This is a genomic window from Rhizobium ruizarguesonis (genome assembly GCF_012349115.1).
In the GTDB taxonomy this organism is placed as follows: domain Bacteria; phylum Pseudomonadota; class Alphaproteobacteria; order Rhizobiales; family Rhizobiaceae; genus Rhizobium; species Rhizobium ruizarguesonis.
Genome location: NZ_PQIG01000109.1, coordinates 21,206 through 42,846, shown reverse-complemented (window position 1 = coordinate 42,846; position 21,641 = coordinate 21,206). Strand labels below are relative to the sequence as shown.

21 protein-coding genes and 2 pseudogenes are annotated in these 21,641 nt (G+C 60.6%); 10 read left to right on the top strand and 13 right to left on the bottom strand.

Annotated elements, in window-relative coordinates; genetic code table 11:
- Positions 1-18: 18 nt before the first annotated feature.
- Positions 19-159, bottom strand: a complete 141-nt coding sequence (locus tag C3Y91_RS29520) for a hypothetical protein (protein WP_155249537.1) — start codon at positions 157-159, stop codon at positions 19-21.
- Positions 160-611: 452 nt separating this feature from the next.
- Here C3Y91_RS29520 and C3Y91_RS29515 point away from each other — a divergent pair, with 452 nt between their 5' ends.
- The 4 genes and pseudogenes from C3Y91_RS29515 (at position 612) to C3Y91_RS29500 (ending at position 6,168) form a co-directional block, all read left to right on the top strand.
- Positions 612-2,384 (top strand): adenylate/guanylate cyclase domain-containing protein, encoded by a 1,773-nt coding sequence (locus C3Y91_RS29515; RefSeq protein WP_024323238.1) that lies wholly within the window; start codon positions 612-614, stop codon positions 2,382-2,384.
- A gap of 7 nt (positions 2,385-2,391) precedes the next feature.
- Positions 2,392-2,736, top strand: a pseudogene (locus tag C3Y91_RS29510) (integrase core domain-containing protein); the annotation flags it as partial.
- 227 nt (positions 2,737-2,963) lie between these two features.
- A complete protein-coding gene (locus C3Y91_RS29505; RefSeq protein WP_168576119.1) occupies positions 2,964-5,114 on the top strand; it encodes a mechanosensitive ion channel family protein in 2,151 nt (716 codons plus the stop codon).
- 238 nt (positions 5,115-5,352) lie between these two features.
- On the top strand, positions 5,353-6,168 hold the full coding sequence (locus tag C3Y91_RS29500; RefSeq protein WP_130771181.1) for a methyltransferase domain-containing protein: 816 nt from the start codon (positions 5,353-5,355) through the stop codon (positions 6,166-6,168).
- A gap of 144 nt (positions 6,169-6,312) precedes the next feature.
- Here C3Y91_RS29500 and C3Y91_RS29495 read toward each other — a convergent pair whose 3' ends face one another.
- From C3Y91_RS29495 to C3Y91_RS29485, 3 genes are all read right to left on the bottom strand, one after another.
- Positions 6,313-6,549 (bottom strand): hypothetical protein, encoded by a 237-nt coding sequence (locus tag C3Y91_RS29495; RefSeq protein WP_026170630.1) that lies wholly within the window; start codon positions 6,547-6,549, stop codon positions 6,313-6,315.
- A 179-nt stretch (positions 6,550-6,728) separates the two neighbouring features.
- Positions 6,729-7,694: a hypothetical protein gene (locus C3Y91_RS29490; RefSeq protein WP_130772144.1), complete on the bottom strand. Its 966-nt coding sequence runs from the start codon at positions 7,692-7,694 to the stop codon at positions 6,729-6,731.
- A 532-nt stretch (positions 7,695-8,226) separates the two neighbouring features.
- Positions 8,227-8,730 (bottom strand): P-loop nucleotide/nucleoside kinase family protein, encoded by a 504-nt coding sequence (locus tag C3Y91_RS29485; protein ID WP_130771183.1) that lies wholly within the window; start codon positions 8,728-8,730, stop codon positions 8,227-8,229.
- A gap of 267 nt (positions 8,731-8,997) precedes the next feature.
- On the opposite strand from C3Y91_RS29485, the pseudogene C3Y91_RS29480 reads away from it, so the two are divergent.
- Both C3Y91_RS29480 and C3Y91_RS29475 read left to right on the top strand, forming a co-directional pair.
- Positions 8,998-9,093 (top strand): annotated as a pseudogene (locus C3Y91_RS29480) (transposase domain-containing protein); the annotation flags it as partial.
- A 167-nt stretch (positions 9,094-9,260) separates the two neighbouring features.
- Positions 9,261-10,202, top strand: a complete 942-nt coding sequence (locus C3Y91_RS29475) for a hypothetical protein (protein WP_246711238.1) — start codon at positions 9,261-9,263, stop codon at positions 10,200-10,202.
- Between the two features lie 448 nt (positions 10,203-10,650).
- On the opposite strand, the gene C3Y91_RS29470 is transcribed toward C3Y91_RS29475, so the two are convergent.
- The 5 genes from C3Y91_RS29470 to C3Y91_RS29450 form a co-directional block, all read right to left on the bottom strand.
- Positions 10,651-11,283 (bottom strand): class I SAM-dependent methyltransferase, encoded by a 633-nt coding sequence (locus tag C3Y91_RS29470; protein ID WP_168576118.1) that lies wholly within the window; start codon positions 11,281-11,283, stop codon positions 10,651-10,653.
- 55 nt (positions 11,284-11,338) lie between these two features.
- Positions 11,339-11,752: a nuclear transport factor 2 family protein gene (locus C3Y91_RS29465; protein WP_130762133.1), complete on the bottom strand. Its 414-nt coding sequence runs from the start codon at positions 11,750-11,752 to the stop codon at positions 11,339-11,341.
- 86 nt (positions 11,753-11,838) lie between these two features.
- Positions 11,839-12,438 carry an NADPH-dependent F420 reductase gene (locus tag C3Y91_RS29460; RefSeq protein WP_168576117.1) on the bottom strand — a complete coding sequence of 200 codons (600 nt, stop codon included), beginning with the start codon at positions 12,436-12,438 and terminating at the stop codon, positions 11,839-11,841.
- 32 nt (positions 12,439-12,470) lie between these two features.
- Positions 12,471-13,223: an SDR family NAD(P)-dependent oxidoreductase gene (locus C3Y91_RS29455; RefSeq protein ID WP_130765038.1), complete on the bottom strand. Its 753-nt coding sequence runs from the start codon at positions 13,221-13,223 to the stop codon at positions 12,471-12,473.
- A gap of 50 nt (positions 13,224-13,273) precedes the next feature.
- On the bottom strand, positions 13,274-14,008 hold the full coding sequence (locus tag C3Y91_RS29450) for an SDR family NAD(P)-dependent oxidoreductase (RefSeq protein ID WP_130770231.1): 735 nt from the start codon (positions 14,006-14,008) through the stop codon (positions 13,274-13,276).
- 226 nt (positions 14,009-14,234) lie between these two features.
- Between C3Y91_RS29450 and C3Y91_RS29445 the strand changes: the two genes are divergently transcribed.
- A complete protein-coding gene (locus C3Y91_RS29445) occupies positions 14,235-15,131 on the top strand; it encodes a LysR family transcriptional regulator (RefSeq protein WP_168576116.1) in 897 nt (298 codons plus the stop codon).
- A gap of 361 nt (positions 15,132-15,492) precedes the next feature.
- Positions 15,493-16,059: a DEAD/DEAH box helicase family protein gene (locus tag C3Y91_RS29440; protein WP_130797644.1), complete on the top strand. Its 567-nt coding sequence runs from the start codon at positions 15,493-15,495 to the stop codon at positions 16,057-16,059.
- A 154-nt stretch (positions 16,060-16,213) separates the two neighbouring features.
- Here C3Y91_RS29440 and C3Y91_RS29435 read toward each other — a convergent pair whose 3' ends face one another.
- The 4 genes from C3Y91_RS29435 to nthA all read right to left on the bottom strand — a co-directional run bounded on the left by C3Y91_RS29435 (position 16,214) and on the right by nthA (position 18,653).
- Entirely contained in the window at positions 16,214-16,909 is a 696-nt protein-coding gene (locus C3Y91_RS29435) for a class I SAM-dependent methyltransferase (protein ID WP_131612636.1), read from the bottom strand.
- Between the two features lie 127 nt (positions 16,910-17,036).
- Positions 17,037-17,387 carry a hypothetical protein gene (locus tag C3Y91_RS29430; protein ID WP_027689666.1) on the bottom strand — a complete coding sequence of 117 codons (351 nt, stop codon included), beginning with the start codon at positions 17,385-17,387 and terminating at the stop codon, positions 17,037-17,039.
- Positions 17,374-18,012: an SH3-like domain-containing protein gene (locus C3Y91_RS29425; protein ID WP_018068477.1), complete on the bottom strand. Its 639-nt coding sequence runs from the start codon at positions 18,010-18,012 to the stop codon at positions 17,374-17,376. Before C3Y91_RS29425 ends, C3Y91_RS29430 begins: the two co-directional genes overlap by 14 nt.
- Positions 18,012-18,653 (bottom strand): nitrile hydratase subunit alpha, encoded by a 642-nt coding sequence (gene nthA / locus C3Y91_RS29420; protein ID WP_018068476.1) that lies wholly within the window; start codon positions 18,651-18,653, stop codon positions 18,012-18,014. Before nthA ends, C3Y91_RS29425 begins: the two co-directional genes overlap by 1 nt.
- A 578-nt stretch (positions 18,654-19,231) precedes the next feature.
- Between nthA and C3Y91_RS29415 the strand changes: the two genes are divergently transcribed.
- Together C3Y91_RS29415 and C3Y91_RS29410 are read left to right on the top strand one after the other, a co-directional pair.
- Positions 19,232-20,056 (top strand): glycosyltransferase family 25 protein, encoded by an 825-nt coding sequence (locus C3Y91_RS29415; RefSeq protein WP_168576120.1) that lies wholly within the window; start codon positions 19,232-19,234, stop codon positions 20,054-20,056.
- Between the two features lie 192 nt (positions 20,057-20,248).
- The gene (locus tag C3Y91_RS29410; protein ID WP_168576115.1) at positions 20,249-21,589 is read left to right on the top strand and encodes an FAD-binding oxidoreductase; all 1,341 of its coding nucleotides are present in this window, start codon (positions 20,249-20,251) and stop codon (positions 21,587-21,589) included.
- Positions 21,590-21,641 lie beyond the last annotated feature (52 nt).

Genomic DNA, 21,641 nt, shown 5'->3' with positions numbered 1-21,641 from the left:
GAAAGGACGCACGGCGCTCTAGGGCTTGTCGTCGCCCATCCCCGGTCCGGTCGTCTCATAGACGTTGAAAAACGCGTCCGACAGGATCGTGCTTGCTGCTGCGGCAGTGAACTCTTCGAGCGTGTGCTGAGGCTTCAGTCCCAGCTGGAACCCCTTCATGATCCAGATATTGCCCTCGGCATCGTCTGGAAGAAGCGCCGTGTTGCCCTTCTTCCAGCCGAGCCCGCTCGTCCCCTCGGACCAATTTCTGCCCTTGAGATAGTGCCTTTACCGAAAGTTGCAATTACCTCGAAGGAGGTAGGCCGTGACCTCATGAAGGCGGCAGATCCGGGGCCGCTAGCGGACTGGCAACTTCAGGCTGCGGATCTTCAAAGAGCGGACATTCGGATGGGCGCGGACATCGTCTTGACCCGAGCCTGAGTGGGCTTTCGGGACGACCGCGTTGGACGGCCGGAGCATGACAGAGCCGTCATTGCGTGGGGCTGCAACGTCGGCTGCGTCCACATCAGCCATGGCCAACGCGATCTCAACCAGGATCGCTCTGAGCAGCGGCTGAAAGTTCTTTCTTGCCCTCTGTCTCCCTGTTATCTTGGAGGTTGGGAGACAGCGCCATGAGCGAGAACCGAAAGCTGGCTGCAATCCTGGCCGCGGACGTGGTCGGGTACAGCCGGCTTGCTGGCGCCGACGAGGACCTCACCCTGGCGAGGTTGCGCACACTGCGCAGCGATCTCATCGATCCGACGATCGCCGTGCACCATGGCCGGGTGGTGAAGCGCACCGGCGATGGTGCGCTGGTCGAATTCCGCAGCGTAGTGGACGCCGTGCGCTGCGCCATCGAGGTGCAGAACGCTATGGTGGAGCGCAATCACGGCGTCCCGCAGGACCGTCGCATCGAGTTCCGGATCGGTATCCATTTGGGCGACGTCGTCGAGGAAAGCGACGGCGATCTGATGGGCGATGGCGTCAACATCGCCTCGCGATTGGAGGGCGTCGCCGCGGCGGGCGCGATCTGCCTGTCCGAGGATGCCTATCGCCAAGTCAAGGCGAGGCTCGACCTCTCGGTCAACGATCTCGGCAGCACGCAGCTCAAGAACATCGCCGAGCCGATCCGGGTCTATTCGCTGCAAGTCGGCAGCGCAGCGACCAAGTTGGCCGCGACCTCGGAAACCGTGACGAGCCAACCGGCGACGGCAGCGCCGCCGAAGCTGTCGATCGCCGTCCTGCCCTTCGCCAACATGAGCGGTGACGCCGAACAGGACTATTTCGCCGACGGCATCTCGGAAGACATCATCACGGCGCTATCGAAGCTGTCGCAGCTCTTCGTCATCGCGCGCAATTCGTCGTTCACGTTCAAGGGCAAGAACGTCCAGGTGCAGGAGGTGGGCACGAAGCTCGGCGTGCGGCATGTCCTTGAGGGCAGCGTCCGCAAATCGGGAAACAGGGTGCGCATCACCGCGCAGCTCATCGACGCGACCACCGGCGGGCATCTATGGGCGGAGCGGTTCGATCGCGACCTCACCGACATATTCGCGGTTCAGGACGATGTCACGCAGCAGATCGTCGATGCGCTGGCGGTCAACCTGACAGAGGGCGACCGGCAAAGACTTGCGCCGGGGCAGACCCGGCACCCCGAGGCGTATGACTGCTTCTTGCGAGGCCGGGAGCTGTGGCACCGGCTGACGAAGCAAACGAACCGCGACGCCCGCGACCTTTTGCAACGTGCCGTCGAGCTAGACCCGTACTTCGCCTCGGCGCACGCCTTCCTCGCCCTTACCCACGGGCTCGACTACCTGAACCGGTGGAGCGCGTTGCCGCAGCGCTCGCTCGAGCAAGCCGAAGAGGCTGCGACGCTGGCGGTAGCGCGGGATGATAGCGATCCCGTTGCACACTGGGCACTGAGTCTGGTCAGCCTTTACTTGCGACAGCACGATAGAGCCATCAGCGAGGCCGAGCGTGCGATCGTCCTCAATCCGAACTTCGCCGAAGGGCATGTCAGCCTCGGCGAGGCACTCATCTATTCAGGCAGATCCGAGGAGGCACTCGCCTATTTCGATCAGGCGAGTGTCCTGAACCCGTACTTTCCGGATATCGTTCTCCACTTTCAGGCCTTGGCCTTGTTTCAACTGGGAAGGTACGAAGAGGCAGTCGAACTGTTGCTGCAGCGCATCAGCCGCAACCCCATCACCGATGTCTCGCGCGCGCTTCTGGCCGCCTGTTACGGGCACCTCGGCCGTTTCGAAGAGGCTCGCGCGACGTGGCAAGAGGTGATGCGCGTCAATCCCGACTACTCCTTGGAATACCGTCGCAAAGTCTTGCCCTTCAAGAACCCCGCCGATTTCGAGCTCGTCGTGGAAGGGCTACGCAAGGCCGGTGTCGTACAATGACGGTGATGCGGATCGGACCAAGGTGGATTGGCATTACATTGCGCCTGGCAAACCGATCCAGAACGCCTTCATCGAAAGCTTCAACGGGCGGCTGCGAGACGAGTTCTTGAATGAAACCCTCTTCTCGTCACGGACCCATGCTCGATCAGCGCTTTCAAGCTGGCGCAGCGATTATGACGGTCACCGACCGCACTCTGGCCTCGGCTGGCTGACACCTGCCGAGTTCGCTCAGACCATCAACCCGCGACGTGATGCGGTGCTGCGCAGCCGAAATGGCTCCGCTCCGCAACCCGCCGCTACCACACCAAATATCGCAACCAAAGACCGCTGGAGCGAACACAAGATTGGATAAAACTTGGGGGCAAGGTCAGGCCGATGAGGAAAAGGCGCTGATCCTCGAGCAGGCACTGTAACCAAAGACGACAGCACGCCGATGACGGCCTCGAAATGTCGCGTCCGGGCGTTGGTTAGTGTAAACTACTCGCCGCACGACTATCCGCACGCGATTATACTAGGAGATCTACGGCACGGATGAATGGCGGAAGTTGGACTATATTCGCTTAACTGGAGACGAACACGATGCGTGTGTTGATTCTTGCCGCCCTCATGCTGCTTGGGGTCATGCTGGTGGCGCGAGCCGATACCGCACCATCGAGCGAACAGCTGCCACCCAATATCGAGGCACTTCTGTCGCTTTTGGCCGATCCTGGAGTTCAAAAATGGCTTGAGACCCACAAAGCCGCATCGGCGACGACTGAAGTCCCCCCGATAACCACCCAAGCGCCGCATCTCTCTCATCCACTGGCCGACTATGTCGGGGCCGTTCGGGCGCACATCCATGGCCTCGCCCGGGCACTGACGACGCTGCCTGATGAGTTCGCAGCAGCCTGGTCCATCCTTGTTGCGGATGCCGAGAAGGTTGGTCTGGCTGGCCTTGTCGGCCTTTTCGGACTGTTCGCAGCTGCCGCTTTCGGTGCCGAGCGGCTGTATCGGCGTGCCACATCAGGATTCATGACCCGAGTGGCGCATCTGGACGTTGCGACAAGGCGCGGTCAAGTGATGGTGCTCGCTAGCCGCCTCGCCCATGACGTCGGGCGCGTCGCAGTCATCGCGGCGGCTGGCATCGGTGTCTTCGTGGCCCTGCACTATTGGCCTGAGGTCATCGAGAAGATCGTGCTCGCCTGTCTACTCGCCTTCATCATCGTGCTCCTCGCGCGCGCTGTGTTACGATTTCTTTTGTCGCCGCCGGGAAAGGACGCGAACGATCTTCGGATCGTGCCGATGGACGGCGAGTCGGCTCGGTTCTGGACCCAGCGCCTCGGTCTAGTTGTCATCATCCTCGCCGTCAGCTACGCAACAACACTATCGCTGAGCCTTCTCGGCTTCTCAGTCGAAGCCCGCGAGATTGTCGCATATTCGTTGGGATTGGGGCTCCTCGGTGTCGGCATCGATACGGTCAGGCGAGCGCCGGGGCCAGCGATCGCGGATGCTGCAAGGGATGGAGAGGTTTTTGTCCGCGCGAAGACATCCGTGGGTCTCATCTCGGCCTATTTCGTGCTGCTGTGGTGCTTGTGGGCGTTCGGCGCAGTACAGCTATTCTGGCTTGCTGCAATAGCGATCGGCCTCGTTTGGGCTATCGCCATTGCAGAACGGATCGTTGTCCACCTGCTGCAACAGCCTGCTTCGTTCGGGATCGGCGCGGCAACACCGAGTGCCGGCGTAACTCTTCTCAGTCGGGGCATCCGGTTCATTCTGATCATTTCCGGGTTGCTGCTCCTCGCTTGGGCGTGGAACATCGACCTTATCGCGCTCAGCGCGGCTGACACGCCCCCCGTCCGGGTCGCTCATGGCATCATCTCTGCTGTCATCATCCTTCTGGTCGCGGACTTGGTCTGGCGGGTCCTACGCACCCTCATAGATAATCAAATTGCAAAAGTGCGCGATACGGCGGTTGTTCAAACGGAGGAGACGCAGCGGCGCAGCCGGCTCAACACGCTTTTGCCCATTTTGCGGAATTTTCTTTGGGCCACGCTCGCCATCGTTGCGATACTGATGGCGTTGTCGGCGATGGGGGTTCAGATCGGGCCGTTGATTGCCGGCGCGGGTATTGCCGGTGTTGCCATTGGTTTCGGTGCGCAAACGCTGGTGAAAGATATCCTCAGCGGCGTCTTCTTTCTGTTGGATGATGCCTTCCGTGTCGGTGAATATATCGAGAGCGGCAACTACAAGGGCACAGTTGAGTCTTTCAGCCTGCGCTCGGTGAAACTGCGGCACAGCCGGGGACCAATATTCACCGTGCCGTTCGGCGTCCTCGGGGCTGTCCAGAACATGAGCCGCGATTGGGTGATCGAGAAGCTGTCACTGACGATCACCTATGATTCCGACTTGGAAAAGGCGCGCAAGCTCATCAAGAAGATCGGACTTGAACTGGCCGAAGATCCCGAACTCAAGGCAATCACCATCGAACCGCTCAAGATGCAAGGCGTCGAGGAGTTCGGAGAGTATGGCGTCAAGCTGAGGCTGAAGCTCAAGACCAAGCCCGGACAGCAGGCCGCCGTCCGCCGTCGCGCCCTCGTCATGATCAAGACGGCGTTTGATGAAAATGGCATCTGTTTCGCCTCGAAAGCCGTACAGGTTTCCAGCGCTGCCGGATCACAACCGGAAGCGGTGATCAATGCGGATGCGGCGCTACACGCCACCACCACGCCACAGAAGCCGGTGGCAGCATGACGAGTGCGTCAGAGGTAAAACTGCGAGAGGATTGATCCGGAAACGCATCCTCCCGGGCCATTATCGGCTTGTTCAGATTTGCCTCAGCGGCATTGAAATGGCGAAGCTCCGGAGGTGACCGACCGCCGCTACTTTTGAGCAGAGGTTCGCCGCACGGGGCCTGCGGACATGTGGTCGGCCTCATTGACACCCGCCCGAATTCTGGCACCGTTGTCGTGCCATTCAGCGGGGGCAGCGAATGTCATCATCCCACTATACGCATGGATCGAGCGAGGCAGAGCAACAGCGCTTGACCGCATTGAACAGGCGGCTCAACGAACGGTGTATCGATGCCGCGCAGCTCGCCGCCGGTGAACGCGTCGTCGACTTCGGAGCCGGCCTTGGTCAGTACTCGCGGATGATGGCGCGCGTCACCGGCGTCCCGGTGCTCGGGCTGGAGCGAAGTCCCAAACAGATCGCCGAGGCGTTGCGCCAGGCGGCGGCCGACGACGAGACCGCAATGATCGAGATGAGGCAGGGCGACGTCCTCGATCCGCCCCTTCGCGACGACGAACTAGGTCAGTTCGACGTCGCGCACGCTCGCTTCGTCCTTGAGCACATACCCGACCCGCTGCAGGTCGTCCGCAACATGGCGCGCGCGGTGCGGCCAGGTGGCCGTGTGATCCTGTCCGATGACGACTACGACGGTCTGCGGCTATGGCCAGAACCCCCAGGGTTCTCGTCGGTCTGGAACGCTTATCAGCGCACCTATGACAGGCATTGCAACGACCCTATCGTCGGGCGTCGCCTCGTGCAGTTGCTTCACCAGGCGGATCTACGTCCTCGTCGCAACACGCTTGTCTTCTTCGGCGGTTGCGCGGGTGATCCCGATTTCGAGGATGTGGTTCGCAACATTGCGAGCATCGTCGACGAAGCGATCGACGACATCGTGGCGACCGGGCTTTCACGAGACGCGGTCACCGCAGGTCTCGACACCTTGATCGCGTGGAGCAAGGCGCCAGATTCGGCGGTGTGGTTCGGCATGTCATCGGCGGAAGGGATTCGGCCCCTCTGACGTCGGCAGCCCTGAGATCACGGCAGGGCTCCCGGCCCTTCGTTGGACGGCTCTTTAGCGTCTGCGCCTGGACGATCATCCGCAGGGCGACGCCAATGCGTGGTGTCAGCCCCACTGAGGGTGATTACAGCCGTCTGGAAGGCTTCACGAGGCTGAGAAATTCACCATGACACCGCGCTGGCGAAAGTAGGCCTGCATTCGCTTCCTGCCGGAGCGGTTATTCTGCACGAGCCTGGCCGGGTCGAATACGGCCTCTTTCAAACCCGCCCGCGTCAACGCTTCCTTGAGGGCCGCGATATGCACGTCGATGTCGGCGTTGTCGGCCTGGAGCGACTCATAAATGCGGTTTGTTGCATCTGCTACGGTCGGTTCGCTCACGATTGCACTCCTGTTGTCGTCTGGCTGGGGTGACATTTGGCGGTAAATTGAGGTCATCCCGTATCAAGGACATCAATTCGGCTTTTAGAGTGGCAACCGACTGGGCAGTTTCCACCGCCTCCTCGAACTTGGACAGGGTCTTGGCTAGAATTGACTTATAATCAGGAGGGATAAATAAGACATCAGAGCGCTCCGGAAAGCAAAATTACGCTAAGAGGGGTTTCTCGATATTTCTCACCCCGGCTTGCCCTAAGCTTCTTGTAAACCCTAAAGCGTGCAAACCGATCAGCTCTTGCTCTCGTCTCATCGGCGATAGAAGACATCGGCGCCCCATCGACGGATGCCCTGAGAGAGTTCGGCGACCAGGGAGCGTATACCAGGGCAGAGAAAAAGCTTTTTTGTCCTAGTTTCTCTGAAACTTCCTGATAGTTGTACGTGAACTCAAGACCATCGAATATAAAACTAAACGAAGGAATGTCTTCAATCGGTGGAGCACGAAACTTGACGGCAAAATTATTGTCGGAGCCAAAATCATATCGGTCTCGCCAACCTTCTTTGAAGAAGCTATCTATACCTTCGACCTGGCGCTCCGCAGAATCAACGTCCCACGCGACTTGCGTCGTCAACGCGAGAAAAGATGCAACTTGTCGATTCGGATTGCTCCACCGTTCAACGATTTCAATGGGAGCGGCCGCTTGCAGCGGAAAATTCCGGAATGCCATGCGATGATAATCGGGCAGCATCTTCCGCAAAATGCGCGACAACATCTGGCAATCGGCCTTTGTGATCGCGGCGTCAGCCCTGTGATGTAGACAACTCACGTTTATCGCTTCGACGGTATAGCGAAAGCGCATGTTCGCGTCAGGCGGAGAGTTGGAAAGGCGCCGGAAATGCTGCGCCACAGCACAGACGATCGTGCGCTCTTCGATTTCGAAACTCCACAGACTTAACTCAATCGGTGACAGTTCGCTGGACAGACCGTACTCGCGATCCTGAATCTTCAAATTGAAGGTTCCATAGCCCTGGACACCATCATTGGTTCCCTCGAACAGAAAAGAGCGACCATTCAACTTAAAAATATTCTGGTAGAAGTCCTGGTTCAGCGGGACGAGTTCGGAGTAATCCTTGCGAAATGACGCGGGGTTCATAATATTTGTCCTTCAGGATCCGTGCGGGTGAGAGAAGAGGCTTATCCACTGTAGGTCTGCATCCTTGCGAGTAACGTCAACATTGCGTTCTTAGCCGATGGGCATCTCAGTTATCGGCTCCCATCCACGAAGACTCTCGCTACTGCAATCATATAACTAAAAGGCAATTCCATTTTAGGCTGCGAGTCCCGACTTGCCGTCCACCGTGCCATGTTCCGACCCAATAACCCTATAGCGAACGGTTGCGCATCTCGCCCTGGCAAGATGCAAGATGCAAAAGGCAGCGTGCAAAGTGATGCCAGGAGCCAGCGACGCTTCAAAAAGTCCGCTTAGGGGCGGCCAACAGCCGGTCCGCTTCTGACAACCGGAAGGGGAAGCCGCCGTCCGGCGGTGCTATTTCAATGGCAGGAACAGCTCCGCCACCTTCTCGTGCTCCGGCCCCTCGGGGAAGAAGGCGAGACCGTCCTCACGAGCGAGTTGGTCCGGACCCGCCTGCTACGCAGACTGAGAATACCCCCAGCGCTGTGGCGTTTCATCTAGAGGCGGTGATGGCTGGAAGGGTTTGCCGATCGTAAAGCGCCAACTCCTCGGCGGTTGGCGGCTCGAACAGCTTGCACCACCGAAGCAGGTCCGCCCGCGAGATGTCGAACGTGCCGGCTGGAAGCGCGGCGTTTCGCCGGGAGAGCCGGTCCCAAAGCGCATCAAAGGGAACGTCGAGGAAGCAGAGGACGACGCGGGCACCCGCTGCGCGAGCTTCCTCCCGGCAGATGTCGCGTTCTGCCCGTGACCACACGCCCCAATCGACGACAACGTTGCACTCAAGCCTGATGGCACGCAGAGCGATCTGCCATTGCAGGCTCTCGACCCTGCCTCGGCACGGACCAGTTTCGGCTTCCGGCGTGGAGATGCCGGGGTAAAGCTTGTGCATCCAGTCGTCTCCGGTCAGACGGAGGGCAGATGCTTCATGTTCGATGATCTTGGCAAGCGACGTCTTCCCCGAACCGGGAAGACCGCAAGTGAGGTAGAGCGTGGGCATTGGAAATCTCTGATTTTGGCTTGGCAAGGGAAGTGGCCCCGCGGTGTCGTGCAGGACTTTTTGCTCAAGGCCGCAAGGCGCGGCCAATCAGAGGTGTGTTGCCATAGTCGATCTTGTAGGACCGCTCTGCTCGGGGGTCAAGACGGAGCGCATGAGCGAGCTCACAGGTGAGGTCGTCTAACCCACCGGCTGTTTTGCGGTGTTATGTAGCAAATGCCACCAACTCCTCTGCGGCGGATGTCTCCACCGCATTGGCGAGGATGTCTCCGAGCCTATCTGACCGCCACGCTCACCGCCATCGTCAACGGTCATAGGCAGAGCCAGATCGAGGGTCTTCTGCCATGGAATTGCCTAGCAAGATGACTCGTTGTCGCTGGCGCGTCGATGGAGCTGACTGTAGCTGTCTCATTGGCCCTGATCGGTTTCGAAGGAGATTGTTGACCAACATCCATCGCACAACGCCAAAATCCATGACGCGCTGCCGACGACATGCAATAGTTGCATCATCCCGGCAACGTGGCGAGAAGCGAATGAGTGCGAATGGACCGAACGACGACTGGCCAAGCGCTGCCATCGAGTTCCTGAAGGAAAGTCTTCCGGTGGCCAGTCAATCACCGCTGAAATGGTCCGATGATAGCATGACAGCCTATCAGTTCGGGTGCGATGCGTTGGTGGCGTTGGGACAGGCGGAGCGCTTCGGGCCAGGCGCGCTGGCGAAGGACTGCCCAACACTACCCGAAACTCTGCCGCGCTGGGATGACATATGCGTGACTGTCCTGGGTCTGGCGCATGTGAGGTTCTTGCGAGTGGCAGCGCCCACGCCACCCGGGAGATATCAACCGGTTCGGACAGCTCCAGATGCGAATATCGCTGCCTACAAGACAGCTGACGCGGCACAGGCTAGCACCGACATTTTACCGCTGCTCGCCAGCCTCGGTCTTGCGGAGAATGGACAATGGACACAGGCTTCAGAGACGATCCACTGGCGAGATGGGGACGGTTGGAAGCCCTCACACCTTCATGACGTTCGCTTTATGGAAGCGGTCAAAATTGCCTGCGAGACGATGCCTGATGACATCAACGACGAAATGGACCGCCTCGTGACGATCACTGACGACGATGTCGAAAAGAGTGTGATCCTCAGCCGCAAGGTCAGAGACATAAACTATGCCAACGCCAAGCGACGAGCGCAGGACGTCGCGCCTCCCGAAGTTCTCCCGCCGGACATTGAGCTGGCACGCGGACGTGCTGGCGTCGAGCATAATCGGTCAGACAAACTCGACTGGATGTTTTATCGACGCTGGCGACTATCCGACGGTTGGCTCTCGGGTGAAGAGTCTCAAAGAGCGCTCGAAATATTCCACGATCCGCTTGCGCAGAATATGAGACGTGCCGTCATCCGCGAGCGGTATGATGGCCTCGTCATGGCTGAATTGGGCTGGAAGCCGCCAGACAAGTCGTCCGCATCATAACTCTCCGGCAACGATTTGCACAATTTGCTCGTCGCTCCAGTCGACCGCCGGCCGCTGCTAAGACCTCAAACCCGGTCCAGTGCCTCTTGGGATTTGAGCGTAAGCTGAAAAATCGATATGGGCCGAACATCGTCAATCGAGCACTGATCCGGCAGGTGCGATCAGAACACCGCCTACTACAATTGGCGCAACCGCGACCTACAGTTTCGCCATCGGCGATGTCTACATTTGGGCAGTGGCAAAGGCCTCCTCAATGGCTGACATGAGGCCGTAAAGCAGCCTTATCCTTCGATAACGAAAAAGCCCGCTTTAGGGGTGGACAACGGCCTGTCCGCTTCCGGCGGTCAGAAGGGACAAGCCGCCGTCCGGCGCTGCTCTTTCAACGGCAGGAACACCAAAGCCGCCTCACGTACGAGAGCCGACCTCATCGTTGGAGAATGGCTCAGTGTCAGATCTTCAAAAATCGATAGGCGAAGCGATCGGTCTCGCCCTTGATCGAGGGATCGAAGACCTTGATCGAGTGCGAATCGTCCTTGTTCGCAAGCACGGTGCTTTCCGCGTCCAGGACGAAGCCGGCCGCCTCCACCTCCTCGCGAACGGATGCAGGCTCAATCCGATGCAGCGACTGCGCGTCGTTCGTACCCGCCCCGACGGCGGCGGCGTGGTCGACGATGACGTAGGACCCGCCGGGCTTCAGCCGCTCGTAGACGGCTCGATTGAAGGCGGCGGCCGTCGCGCCCCTGGCCTGGATCAGGGCGGTGTGGAGATCGTGGTAAAACAGATGCAGCCACAGGACATCCGCTGGCCGCGTAACCTCCGACAGCGCCACGAGGTCCGCCGAGACGGCTTCGACGTTCGCTCGGCCCGGTTCCATCGCAAGCGTTCTCATGCGGCCGACCGGATCGTTCTTGAAGTGAGCGACTTCGGCCGGCACGAAGCTGAAGACCCGCCCGTCGGGTCGCACGATGTCGGAGAAGAGACGGGTCCAGTCGCCGTCGCCCGGGTAAACGTCGATGACGGTGGAGCCCGCATCGACGCGTGCGAACCGGATCAATTCGGATAGCTTGGATTGGTCGTACATTGGAATCTCCTTTGCGGTTGAGCATTCGACGAGCGCGGGCCGCGGTCGGCCAGCGCTACGCCGGCCCGGACGCGTCCATCTGCGCGGCGCGCGCCAGCGCTTGCGTGTCGACGTATTCCCGGATGTTGGTCAGTCTGCCGTCCCGGACCGTGATGGCGAAGACCCAGTCGTCCTCGAACGTCTTGTTCGTGGCTTTGATCTTTCCCTTCGCGAAGCCGACGACCAGGACCCGGTCTCCTTGCGCTACGAACTCCCGGGGTTGCGTGGACGTTTCGATCGACTTGGATGCCGTCTCCAGCAAATTCGCAAGTCCCGCGTGTCCGCGGTGCGTTCCGGCCAGCGGCCAGTCCTTGCCCGGAATGATCCACTCGATGTCTTCGGCGACCAGCCCCAGCAGAGCCTCCCTGTCGCCGCGGCCGATCGCGGCGAAGAAGTCCTGTACGGTCTGGATGTTCTTTTCGGTGCTCATAATTATTTCTCCATTTCGCTTGGATCGGATCGCGCTCGATCCGATCCGTGCAGCGTGGCCCTGTGCCGGTGGGCACGTCGTCTTCATCAGTCGAACTTGACCAGATCCTTGAAGATCAGATGACCCCAGCTATTTCCGCGCGCCTGGACTAGCAGCCCACCTTCCGAAAGCGCGCCAAGTTTGATCGGCGCGAAACCGAGATTTTCCGCGAGCGCACCAATCTCCGCTGCGGCAGCGTCATCGTCGCTCGCCAGAAACACGACTCTCCTGCCACCCTTTACCGCGGGATCCTGGTCAAGCGTGGCAGCGATCAAATGGTTGAAGCCCTTGACCAGTTTCGCACCGGAAAACGCCTGTGCGATGAACCTGGAAGACGGCTGTTCTTCCAGTTCCTCCGGGGGCACGCCGTAGGCATTGGTCACATCGACGATTGTCTTCCCCTGCCAGGTGGGAAGCGCCTTCGCGACCTCCGGGTGCGACTCGAAACGGACAGCCAAGAAGATGATGTCCGCCTTGACGGCTTCCGCCAGTGTTTTGGGAATGATCGTAGAGCCGATCGCAGCCGCATCGGATGCGAAGCTTTCCGGGTCGCGCGTGGTTGCAACGGAAACTTCGATGCCGTTTCGGGCAAAGGCCTTGGCAAGCGCCTGGCCGATATTGCCGAATCCTATAATTGAATAGCTCATAATGCTTCTCCGATCTTGTTTTAACGCCGGGGTCAGACCTGCGCCCAACCACCATCGACGGCGAGATCTATACCGGTGATGTAGGAGCTTTCATCGGAGGCGAGGAACGTGAGCGCAGCCGCGATTTCCTCTGGCTTGCCCCTGCGACCCATTGGGATCTGTGCAGCAAACTGGGCGACCGCCTCCTCGGCTTGCTCAGCGGTGAGGCCGGTCGTTGTCGCCAAGGCGGGAGTCTCGATCGCGCCGGGGCTCATCGTATTGACGCGGATATTGCGGTCCTTCAGCTCTTGGGTCCAAGACCGCGAGAAGCTGCGAACAGCCGCCTTGCTTGCTGCGTAGGCGCTGAACGCTGGCAGCCCCATCACATTCGAGACCGAAGAGTTCAGAATGATCGATCCGCCGTCTTTGAAGAGGGGAAGGGCCTTCTGCACTGTAAAGAACAGACCCTTCACGTTCACATCGAAGGTCTGGTCAAAATGGGCCTCAGTAGCTGCCGCGAGCGGCGCGATTGTCCCCGCGCCTGCGTTTGCGAAGAGAATGTCGATGTGACCATGTTTCTCCTTCACGGTGGCGTAGAGCCGGTCCAGATCTTCCAAGCGCGAGACGTCGCCCACGACTGTTGTCACGTTTTTCCCGATAAGGGCCGCGGCCTCTTGTAAGGCTTTCTCGCGTCGCCCAATGATCACGACCTGCGCACCTTCCTCCACGAAACGCTTGGCGGTGGCCAAGCCGATCCCGCTGCTTCCACCCGTGATGACTGCGATTTTACCTTCGAGTGCTTTCATAATCTTTTGTCCTTCGTTGTGTGTGAGTTAGGCACGGAACCGCGCCGGGGTCAGAGTTGAGCCAGGCCGCCGTCGACGGCGACTTCGCTGGCGGTCATGAAGCTGCTGTCGTCCGACGCGAGGAAGGCGGCCGCGGCCGCGATCTCCGCGGGATCGGCCATACGCTGGAGTGGAGTCATCGCGCCGTAGGCCTTCTGGCCTTCCTCACCCAGCGCCTCCTTCGCGAGTTCGGTCGCCGTCGCCCCGGGCGACAGCACGTTGACCCGGATGCCGGTGCCCTTCAGGTCCTCCGCCCAGGTCCGCGCGAGGTTGCGCACGGCTGCCTTGCTCGCGCTGTAGGCAGTGAATCCCGGGGCGCCGGTGGTCCCGGCGCTCGATCCGGTCAGGATGATCGAACCGCCCGGGCCCATCAGTGGCAGCGCCTTCTGGACCGTGAAGATCGTGCCCTTCACGTTGGTGTCGAAAGTGTCGTCGATGTGCTTGGCGGTGATCTGGCCGAGATGAAGCGGGCTTCCGGCCCCGGCATTGGCGAAGACGATGTCGAGGCTTCCGCGCTCTGCCTTCACCGCGGCGTAGAGGCGATCAAGGTCGGCCTCATCCGAGACCGAGCCCTTCACCGCCCGCGCGTTGGGCCCGAGCTCGGCCACAGCGGCGTCAAGCGCTTCTTGCCGGCGGCCGAAGATGAAGACGAAGGCGCCCTCGTCGATGAAGCGCTTTGCAGCGGCGCGGCCGATGCCGGTAGCGCCGCCGGTGATCACGGCGGTCTTTCCATTCAGTCTGGTCATGTCATGCATCCTTCATTCGCCCTCACGCGTTTTCGGCTGTACGGGGAAGTCCCCGAGAGCCCCGATGTGGGTTCGCCGAAGTCGGGCAGGGAGTGCGCAATCACGCACATCGCTGGTGCAAAAACGATCCATCCAGATGATTAAGCGCCGCAACGCTCGCGCACAGTCCGGCTCAGTGTGCTAGAACGGGCTTCGGAAGCCGCGCCGCGCGGCGCAGGATTGCACCATGATCGACTGGGACGACGTTCGCTACTTTCTTGCCGCCGCGCGCGGAGGCTCATTGCGGGCTGCCGCCAAGCGCCTCGGGGTGAACCACGCGACGGTGCTGCGACGCATCGCCCAGCTCGAGGATCGCCTCGGGGCGCAGATGTTCGAAAAGCTGCCTTCGGGCTACCGCCTGACGGCTGCGGGCGAGGAGGTCCTCCAGCTCGCGGAGCAGATGGAAGCGTCGTCGCACCAGCTGGAGACGCGCGTCTTCGGCCGCGACCAGAGCGTGCGCGGGCTTTTGCGGGTGACGTTGGCTCCGCCCCTCGCGACACACCTGCTCATGCCTGACTTCGCCGATTTCGCGCGTCTGCATCCTGAAATCGAGATGGAAATCGTGTCGTCCGGCGAGCTGGCAAATCTGACCAACCGCGAGGCTGACGTGGCGATCCGCGTCGTCTACGACCGCAAAACCCTGCCGCTCAATCTTCACGGACTGAAGGGACCGGAGCTGTTCGGCGGCGTCTATATGTCCTGCGATCGGCTAGCCGCGTGGCGTGCGGGCGCGCCGGATCCCATCCGGTGGATCGTCATCAGCATGCATGGAATTCCGGATTGGGCCGGCGAGGGTGAGGTTCGCACCACGGGGGTTCCATTCAGGACCACGGACGGCGAGGCGCAGATCGTTGCTGTACGGCAAGGGCTCGGGATCACGACACTGCCCTGCTTCGTCGGAGATGCCGATCCCCTTCTGGTGAGGGTGCCGGGCACCGACCTGCACATGTACGGAACGCTCTGGCTTCTCACACAGGGGGAGACACGCAAGACGAAGCGCGTGCGGCTCTTCGCGGAGTTCGTATCCCGCAGGCTCGCCGCCTACGCTCCGCTTCTCACGGGGCTGTCCATCTCGCGCGACTGACGCCCGGCAGGTCGCCGGCGACGCTTGCCGTGGATAAGAAATGACTTGCCCACAGCAGCTTTATGAACCTGTCAGTGAAGACCTGGCGTCGGTGGCTCGGCCTAAATCAACGTTCAAGGCGATGTCCCCCACGTCGCGCCATGCGTCGGTGAACAGGTCCCTTGCTCCACCGGTATGCGGCTTCAAGAAGCGTTGGCCTCTGCGCAGCCGGACACCTTCCGGGAAGAGTTGGGCGTGATTGGCAGACCAAGTGTGGTGTATTTGCCATCGCTACCAATCTGAGGGGCCGTCATTTCGTTGGCGAAGCGTTCCCAGGTAGAGTGTCTTCTCACCAGATCGAAGGCCATGATAAGCGGCGCCTATGGGAATCAAGAACTATCTGATCGAAGGCGGTTCCGGCACTGGGAAAACGTCTGTCGCTACCGAACTGGAGCGGCGGGGCTACCATGTCGTCCATGGTGACCGGGTCTTGGCCTATGTCGGCGACCCCGAGACGGGCCAGGCACTCGCAGGACCACCCGAAGGCGCGGACCGCATCGTTTGGGGATACGCCCACTGGATCTGGCGTGTCGACAAGGTCCGCGCTATTGCTGCCGACACCACCCATCCTGCCACGTTCTTCTGTGGCGGCTCGCGCAATTTCCACAAATTCCTGGACCTGTTCGACAAGGTTTTCGTGCTCGACATAGACGTCGAGACCTTGAACCGACGATTCGATGGGCGGCCGAATGAGCCGGGCTTCGAGCCGGCCGAGCGGGCGCTGGTGCTCCACTACCATCATACCCGGGAATATCTTCCCATCGGCATCAATATCGACACGACGGCTACCGTCCCAAGTGTCGTCGACGATATCCTCGCTCAACTCGCCGGAGGCCCTGAAAGTATTGAGAATGAGATGGAAAGCACTCGATTATTGCGGGAACGCTAGCCGCCTGAACGGCTCACAGGCGGCATTATCGCTTTCGTAGTCGACCGGCAGCTCTCAGAACGAGAAACCGGGTGTCTTAACGACCGATAAGAGGCGCAAAGATCGGAACACCACGCCGGATAGGGTCAAGAGACCCTAACGCCAGCACCCGTCGTCATGCTTTCACCGCCGAGAAAAACAGGAACCGCGGCTTGGTCGTCAGGCTCTGATAGGCCTGCGGAAAAAGCGTGCGGGCTTGCGGATCGGGCTGGGGCTCGCTGACGATGTCGATCTGAAATCCGGCCGACTTCAGCGCGTCGAACATGGCGTGGAGCGGCCGATGCCAGAAGCGCATGGCGATATCCTTTCCACCGCGCTGCCAGGTCTCATCGAAGCTGTAGGTCTCGAAATAATTGTCGCGGCCGGTCGAGGCGTGATCCATGAACGGATGGTGGGTGGAAAGAACCAGGCGACCGCCTTCAGGCAGCAGCCGGTTGAATTCCAAAAGGGGCCTCGACCAGTCGGGCAGATAATGCATGACAAGCGAGGCGAGGATCAGATCGAAAGCCTTGTCCGTAAACGGCAATGCTTCGTTGAGATCCGCCGTTAGCAGCCGCGCGCGCCCTTCCAGGCGACGTTGGGCTATTTCAAGCATGCCGGCACTGGCGTCGATCCCGGTCACGACAGCCCCGCGCTCGATCAGCGCTGCCGCATGCGCCCCGCCGCCGCATCCCGCATCGAGCACGGAAAGCCCGGCGACGTCGCCAACCAGGGCAAGAATAGCCGGCCGCTCGTAATAGGCATTCCAGGCATTGACCTCGTTATCGGCATCATAAGCCGCCGCGAACGCATCATAATCATTCTCGGCCAAGATTTTCCCTTTCCGAAGACTGTTCGAAGATCTGCGTGTGTGTGTCAGGAGCTTGCTCGATCGGCCTGCAAACAGGCAGAGATCGCTTCGTCGGCAAAGTTTGAACTCAGGCCCCAACCTCGGCTCGTTAGCCCGAGAGCGCCACCGGCTTGCCATGCGGCGTGGTGAGATAGGCTCGGCGCCATTCGCTCTCGCGCCGATCCACTTCCGAATGCGGCGCTATTCCAGTGCGATCGAGAACACGTTCGAGGGTGGCCTTGAACGCCCCGTAATGGGTCGCATCGTCGTCGGCCTCACCAGCGCGGGCGCGCTTTTCGAGTTCCGCGCCGAGGGTTTGCGACCAGTCCTCCGCGTCCAGTTTTCCCGAAGCGAGCAGCAGTTCGACAATCGCAACGACTTGCGCATGCCATTGCTCCTGGAAGGCGGGATTTCGGTCGCGAGATCGAAGCGAACCACGGGAAATCTCAGACCGGGTCAAGGTAGCTCTCCCACATGTCGATCAGGAGCACGTCGCGGCTCAGAGCCGCTTCGGGCCAGAGCTCCTTCATATCGAAGCGAACCGCGTAGGTCTGCTCGATGGAAATTCTGCCGGTCGCGGAACGGTCCGGCAGAGGCTGCGGCCCTGTCACGCTTTCGACGATGCCGCGGCGCCCTCGCACGTAGGATGGCAAACGGGTGTGCATCGAACCGCTATCTCGCTTGGCGACGACCCTGTCGCCGGGTTTGAAGGAGTCAAAGGTCGCTGCGCTCTCTGTCTGCGGCGGCATATGTTGCAGCTGCATCTGGGCAGACCCTGCATGCCCGTCCACGAATTCCTGGACATCGGCAATGCCTTCATCGATCGCCGTGACCATCATCGCCAGTGTCCACTTTTCGAAATAGTCGAAGCGGAGATAGAGGTCCGGCGGCAACCGTTCCAGAACGTGACGATACCAGTCGAGCGTCCATCCGGTTTCTTCCTGGCTGAGTTTCGACATCGACATCATCGCAATCGCCCAGAGGCGCGCTTTCCATTCTTCAGGAAACATGACGTCGTCATCGTCGAACTGGTGCAAGATCGGCCCAAATCCCTGCCTGCCGCCGAGATCGTGAATGGTATCCATCACCCGGCCCCCGGCGTGAGATCCCTGGCCGTGCCGATCATCGAATTGCGGGTCACGAGCGTCGCAAGCTGCTCTTCCGACCAGCCTTCGGTCGCCTCGGGCCGCTGCGGAATGACCATGTAACGGCGGTCGGATGTTGAATCCCACACCCTGATCTCGACCGATTCCGGCAACACGATGCCGAACTCCTGAAGGACGCCCCGAGGATTGCGGGCGGCACGCGCCCTGTACTCGGTCGATTTATACCAGGAAGGCGACATGCCGAGGATGCTGAGCGGATAGCAGGAACACAGGGTGCAGACGATCAGGTTGTGAACATCCGGCGTGTTGAAGACTGCGCGCAGATTGTAATCCGGCTCGACGCTTGGCACCACTTCTGCAAAGGCAGAGATCGCATTCTCTGCCAGCCGATCGGCAAAGGCCTGATCCGTCCAGGCATGGGCAATCACCTTGGCGCCGTTCATCGGCCCGACATTCTCTGCATAGTTGTCGAGCCAAGCGTCGACAGCATCGGCACCGAGAAAGCCCTTTTCGGTCAGGACCGTCTCCAGGGCTTTCAGACGCAACGCGGGTTCCGGCGGCAGGTGGCTATGCAATTCGCGGTGAAGTTTGGCGGCCTTGTCAGAGTCATACGAGGTCATGGCGCTCCCCCTGGCTGACAATCATTTCCGGCGTTGAGCAATAGCGCAAAACGCGCGCTTTGTCATGTCTGCAGCAGGCCGTCCGCCATGAGAGGCCTGCAAATCGGACGGCCGGGCGAGGAGGGAATCGTTATGCCGCCGAATGAGGCGGGAGCGACGCCTTCGTCGCCTGACACTGGCCTTTCCCGCGGTTTGTCTCGCCGGCGAGAGCCGCGCGCCGCCGAGTGGGGGAAGAAGGTCCAGCGCAGGCGGCGATCTCCGGGCGGGTGGTGGGCGCTGAGCGGCTTGCTCAAGCCAGGAGTCATCCGGCACGGCACGCAGTGGGTCGCTGTCGTCATCGAAGGCGCGGTGGTTGTCGTTTCGATCGCGGGAAGGGAGGCGTCCACTGCATGCCGCAGGAGAGCTGGTAGCGCGGCATTCTCACGCGCACTTTGCCGGGATCATACCAATCCGTAAGAATGCCGCCCCGGCCGTTCGACCCTCGCACTTTACGAAAATGTATAGTTCCAGCGAGGTTCCCGTGAAGATTGGAGCGCAGGCTTGGCGCCATCATTGCCAAGTCGAAGGTCAGCTCTTTCATGAACATGCGCGCCGCACCTGCCGCCCTTATGCCGGCCCTTCACCCGGTCAGCCTGCGGGTGAACACCTACCTGATCAATCTCGACCGTGCGCCCTTGCGCAGGTTCCGAATGGAACGCCTGCTGGCAAGCTCCGGCCTTGCCTTCGAGCGCGTGGCGGCGGTCGATGGCGCAGGGCTGAGCCTGCCGCATCCGGGCTTTGACGAAGCATCCTATCTCCGCCAGCACGGCCGCCGGCCGAACCCTTTCGAGATCGGCTGTTATCTCAGCCACGTCGAATGCGCCAAGCGGTTCCTCGGCAGCCATGCCGAGTTCGCGCTCATTCTGGAAGACGATCTCGATTTCGATGACGATCTGGCCGAGCTGCTCGAGGCCGCCCTCGAGCACCAGGCGCGCTGGGACATCCTGCGTCTGTCCACTGTCAATTCCGGGCGAAAGCACAAGGTGGAGCCGCTGACCGCATCGCGCTCGCTCGCCATCGCGCTCACCCGCGAGAAGGGGTCCGGCGCCTATCTGATCAACCGCAAGGCAGCAGGCTGGATTGCCGGTGTGCTTGTCCCCATGCGCCTGCCCTATGATCTCGCCTTCGATCTGGAGTTCGATGATGGGCTGAGCGCCTGCTTCGTCGATCCGCTGCCGGTCAGCCAAAGGGCCGATCCCTGCTCGCAGATCCAGGCCGGGCTTTCGACCTATCGGCTGGGCCGCCGCCGGCCGTGGAGCGTGCTGCCGTATCGCGCCGCCGCCGAGCTGCGCCGCTTTGCCGCCCGCTTCAGCCGGCTCGCGGCATGGCGGCTGAGCGGTCTCAGGACCGCTCCTCCGGAATGAGGGGTTAGAGCATGTCGCGCAAAAGTGTGCAGCGGTTTTGGGATAACGACATGCGGAAAACAAAGACCTAAAGCGCGAGGAGCGTATCTGCGCTGTTCGGTAGCAACTGCCAGCTGACGGTTACTCGATCGAAGGGTATTCCGGATCCAATCACGGAGTGCTAGAAGTTGTGCGAGCGTCGGGGGACACGACATGTCCAATTTACTGCTGAGAGAACTTTCTTTAGTAGGACACCGCTGCCCTATCATCACGGCGGACCATCGGGATTATGAGCGCTATCGCAAAGTATGGAACGGTGTCGCCGATCGACGGCCTGCTGCGATCGTCCGCCCGCAAAGTGTAGATGATGTCCGCAAGGTCGTGCATGCAGCGGCGGCATCTCACGCCCTGCTTGCGGTGCGCGGCGGCGGCCACAGCCTTCCGGGATTCTCGACCTGCGATGGGGGACTTGTTCTCGATCTATCGGACCTAACTGCCATTGCCATCGATCGAGATACGCACACGATCGAGGTCGGCGGCGGGGCACTACTTGGCGATCTCGATCGCGCGACAGTTCCCGAGGGTTTCGTGGTACCGGCAGGCGTGATTTCGCATACGGGTGTGGCAGGTCTGACCCTGGGTGGCGGCATGGGATGGGCCAGCAGGAGATACGGCCTTACCATCGACAGCCTGCTGGGCGCGGAGATCGTGACCGCGGCTGGCGACGTCGTTTGGGCAAGCGCAACGTCTGAACCTGAACTCTTCTGGGGCATCCGCGGCGGCGGTGGCAACTTCGGCGTAGTCACCCGATTTAAGTTCGGGATGCATCCGCTTGGTTCCGTCGTAGTCGGCCAATGGAGCTATCCTGCGGCCAACATGAGGCAAGCCCTGCAGGCGCTGCGCGACCGCGCGCATGGCCAACCGCGCGACTTTACGCTCAACTTCACCGCGACAGCCACGGGTCTCAGCGTGACAGCGGTTTGGTCAGGCGATGCTGCTCTCACTCACTCGGTTCTGTCACCGTTCGGGGCGCTTGCCGATGGCGGCATAGGAAGCGTCGACAAGCTGCCCTATCTCAGCCTGCAGAGCCGTAACGACGAGCACTTCGCATGGTCACGACGATATTATTGCAAGGGAGGATTCTGGTCGGAAATCACCGATGAAGTCATAGACGCGATCATGCTGGCAATCGCCGATGCGCCAACGCCAGATTCCGAAATTAACGTGTTGCAGCTTGGCGGAGCGGTCTCCGACGTACCGGACGAGGCAACTGCGTATACGGGAAGAGGTGCAAGCTACTACTGGATTGCAGAGCCGGTCTGGGACGTCGCTGCCGATGACGACCGATGCATTGCTTGGGGACGGATCACGGGCAAATCGCTTTCGAAGCTCTCGATGGCCGGGAACTACGTCAACGAGCAGGCTGATGCCGGGACGGTCGTAGCTTTAGATGCGTATGGCCCGGAGAAGTACCAGCGGCTTGCGAGCCTGAAGACACGGTTCGATCCGCACAATATGTTCCGTCTCAATCAGAACATCGCGCCGCTGGCTTGAGTCCTATCCGCAAGAGGGCGAGGCCGGCCCAGGCTGCCCGGAACCCGACGTC

Bases quoted from the DNA above. Each gene is read 5' to 3' on its own strand.
- C3Y91_RS29520 (WP_155249537.1), bottom strand. From the start codon at position 159: ATGAAGGGGTTCCAGCTGGGACTGAAGCCTCAGCACACGCTCGAAGAG.
- C3Y91_RS29515 (WP_024323238.1), top strand. From the start codon at position 612: ATGAGCGAGAACCGAAAGCTGGCTGCAATCCTGGCCGCGGACGTGGTC.
- C3Y91_RS29505 (WP_168576119.1), top strand. From the start codon at position 2,964: ATGCGTGTGTTGATTCTTGCCGCCCTCATGCTGCTTGGGGTCATGCTG.
- C3Y91_RS29500 (WP_130771181.1), top strand. From the start codon at position 5,353: ATGTCATCATCCCACTATACGCATGGATCGAGCGAGGCAGAGCAACAG.
- C3Y91_RS29490 (WP_130772144.1), bottom strand. From the start codon at position 7,694: ATGAACCCCGCGTCATTTCGCAAGGATTACTCCGAACTCGTCCCGCTG.
- C3Y91_RS29485 (WP_130771183.1), bottom strand. From the start codon at position 8,730: ATGCCCACGCTCTACCTCACTTGCGGTCTTCCCGGTTCGGGGAAGACG.
- C3Y91_RS29475 (WP_246711238.1), top strand. From the start codon at position 9,261: ATGAGTGCGAATGGACCGAACGACGACTGGCCAAGCGCTGCCATCGAG.
- C3Y91_RS29470 (WP_168576118.1), bottom strand. From the start codon at position 11,283: ATGTACGACCAATCCAAGCTATCCGAATTGATCCGGTTCGCACGCGTC.
- C3Y91_RS29465 (WP_130762133.1), bottom strand. From the start codon at position 11,752: ATGAGCACCGAAAAGAACATCCAGACCGTACAGGACTTCTTCGCCGCG.
- C3Y91_RS29460 (WP_168576117.1), bottom strand. From the start codon at position 12,438: ATGAGCTATTCAATTATAGGATTCGGCAATATCGGCCAGGCGCTTGCC.
- C3Y91_RS29455 (WP_130765038.1), bottom strand. From the start codon at position 13,223: ATGAAAGCACTCGAAGGTAAAATCGCAGTCATCACGGGTGGAAGCAGC.
- C3Y91_RS29450 (WP_130770231.1), bottom strand. From the start codon at position 14,008: ATGACCAGACTGAATGGAAAGACCGCCGTGATCACCGGCGGCGCTACC.
- C3Y91_RS29445 (WP_168576116.1), top strand. From the start codon at position 14,235: ATGATCGACTGGGACGACGTTCGCTACTTTCTTGCCGCCGCGCGCGGA.
- C3Y91_RS29440 (WP_130797644.1), top strand. From the start codon at position 15,493: ATGGGAATCAAGAACTATCTGATCGAAGGCGGTTCCGGCACTGGGAAA.
- C3Y91_RS29425 (WP_018068477.1), bottom strand. From the start codon at position 18,012: ATGGATACCATTCACGATCTCGGCGGCAGGCAGGGATTTGGGCCGATC.
- nthA (WP_018068476.1), bottom strand. From the start codon at position 18,653: ATGACCTCGTATGACTCTGACAAGGCCGCCAAACTTCACCGCGAATTG.
- C3Y91_RS29415 (WP_168576120.1), top strand. From the start codon at position 19,232: ATGAACATGCGCGCCGCACCTGCCGCCCTTATGCCGGCCCTTCACCCG.
- C3Y91_RS29410 (WP_168576115.1), top strand. From the start codon at position 20,249: ATGTCCAATTTACTGCTGAGAGAACTTTCTTTAGTAGGACACCGCTGC.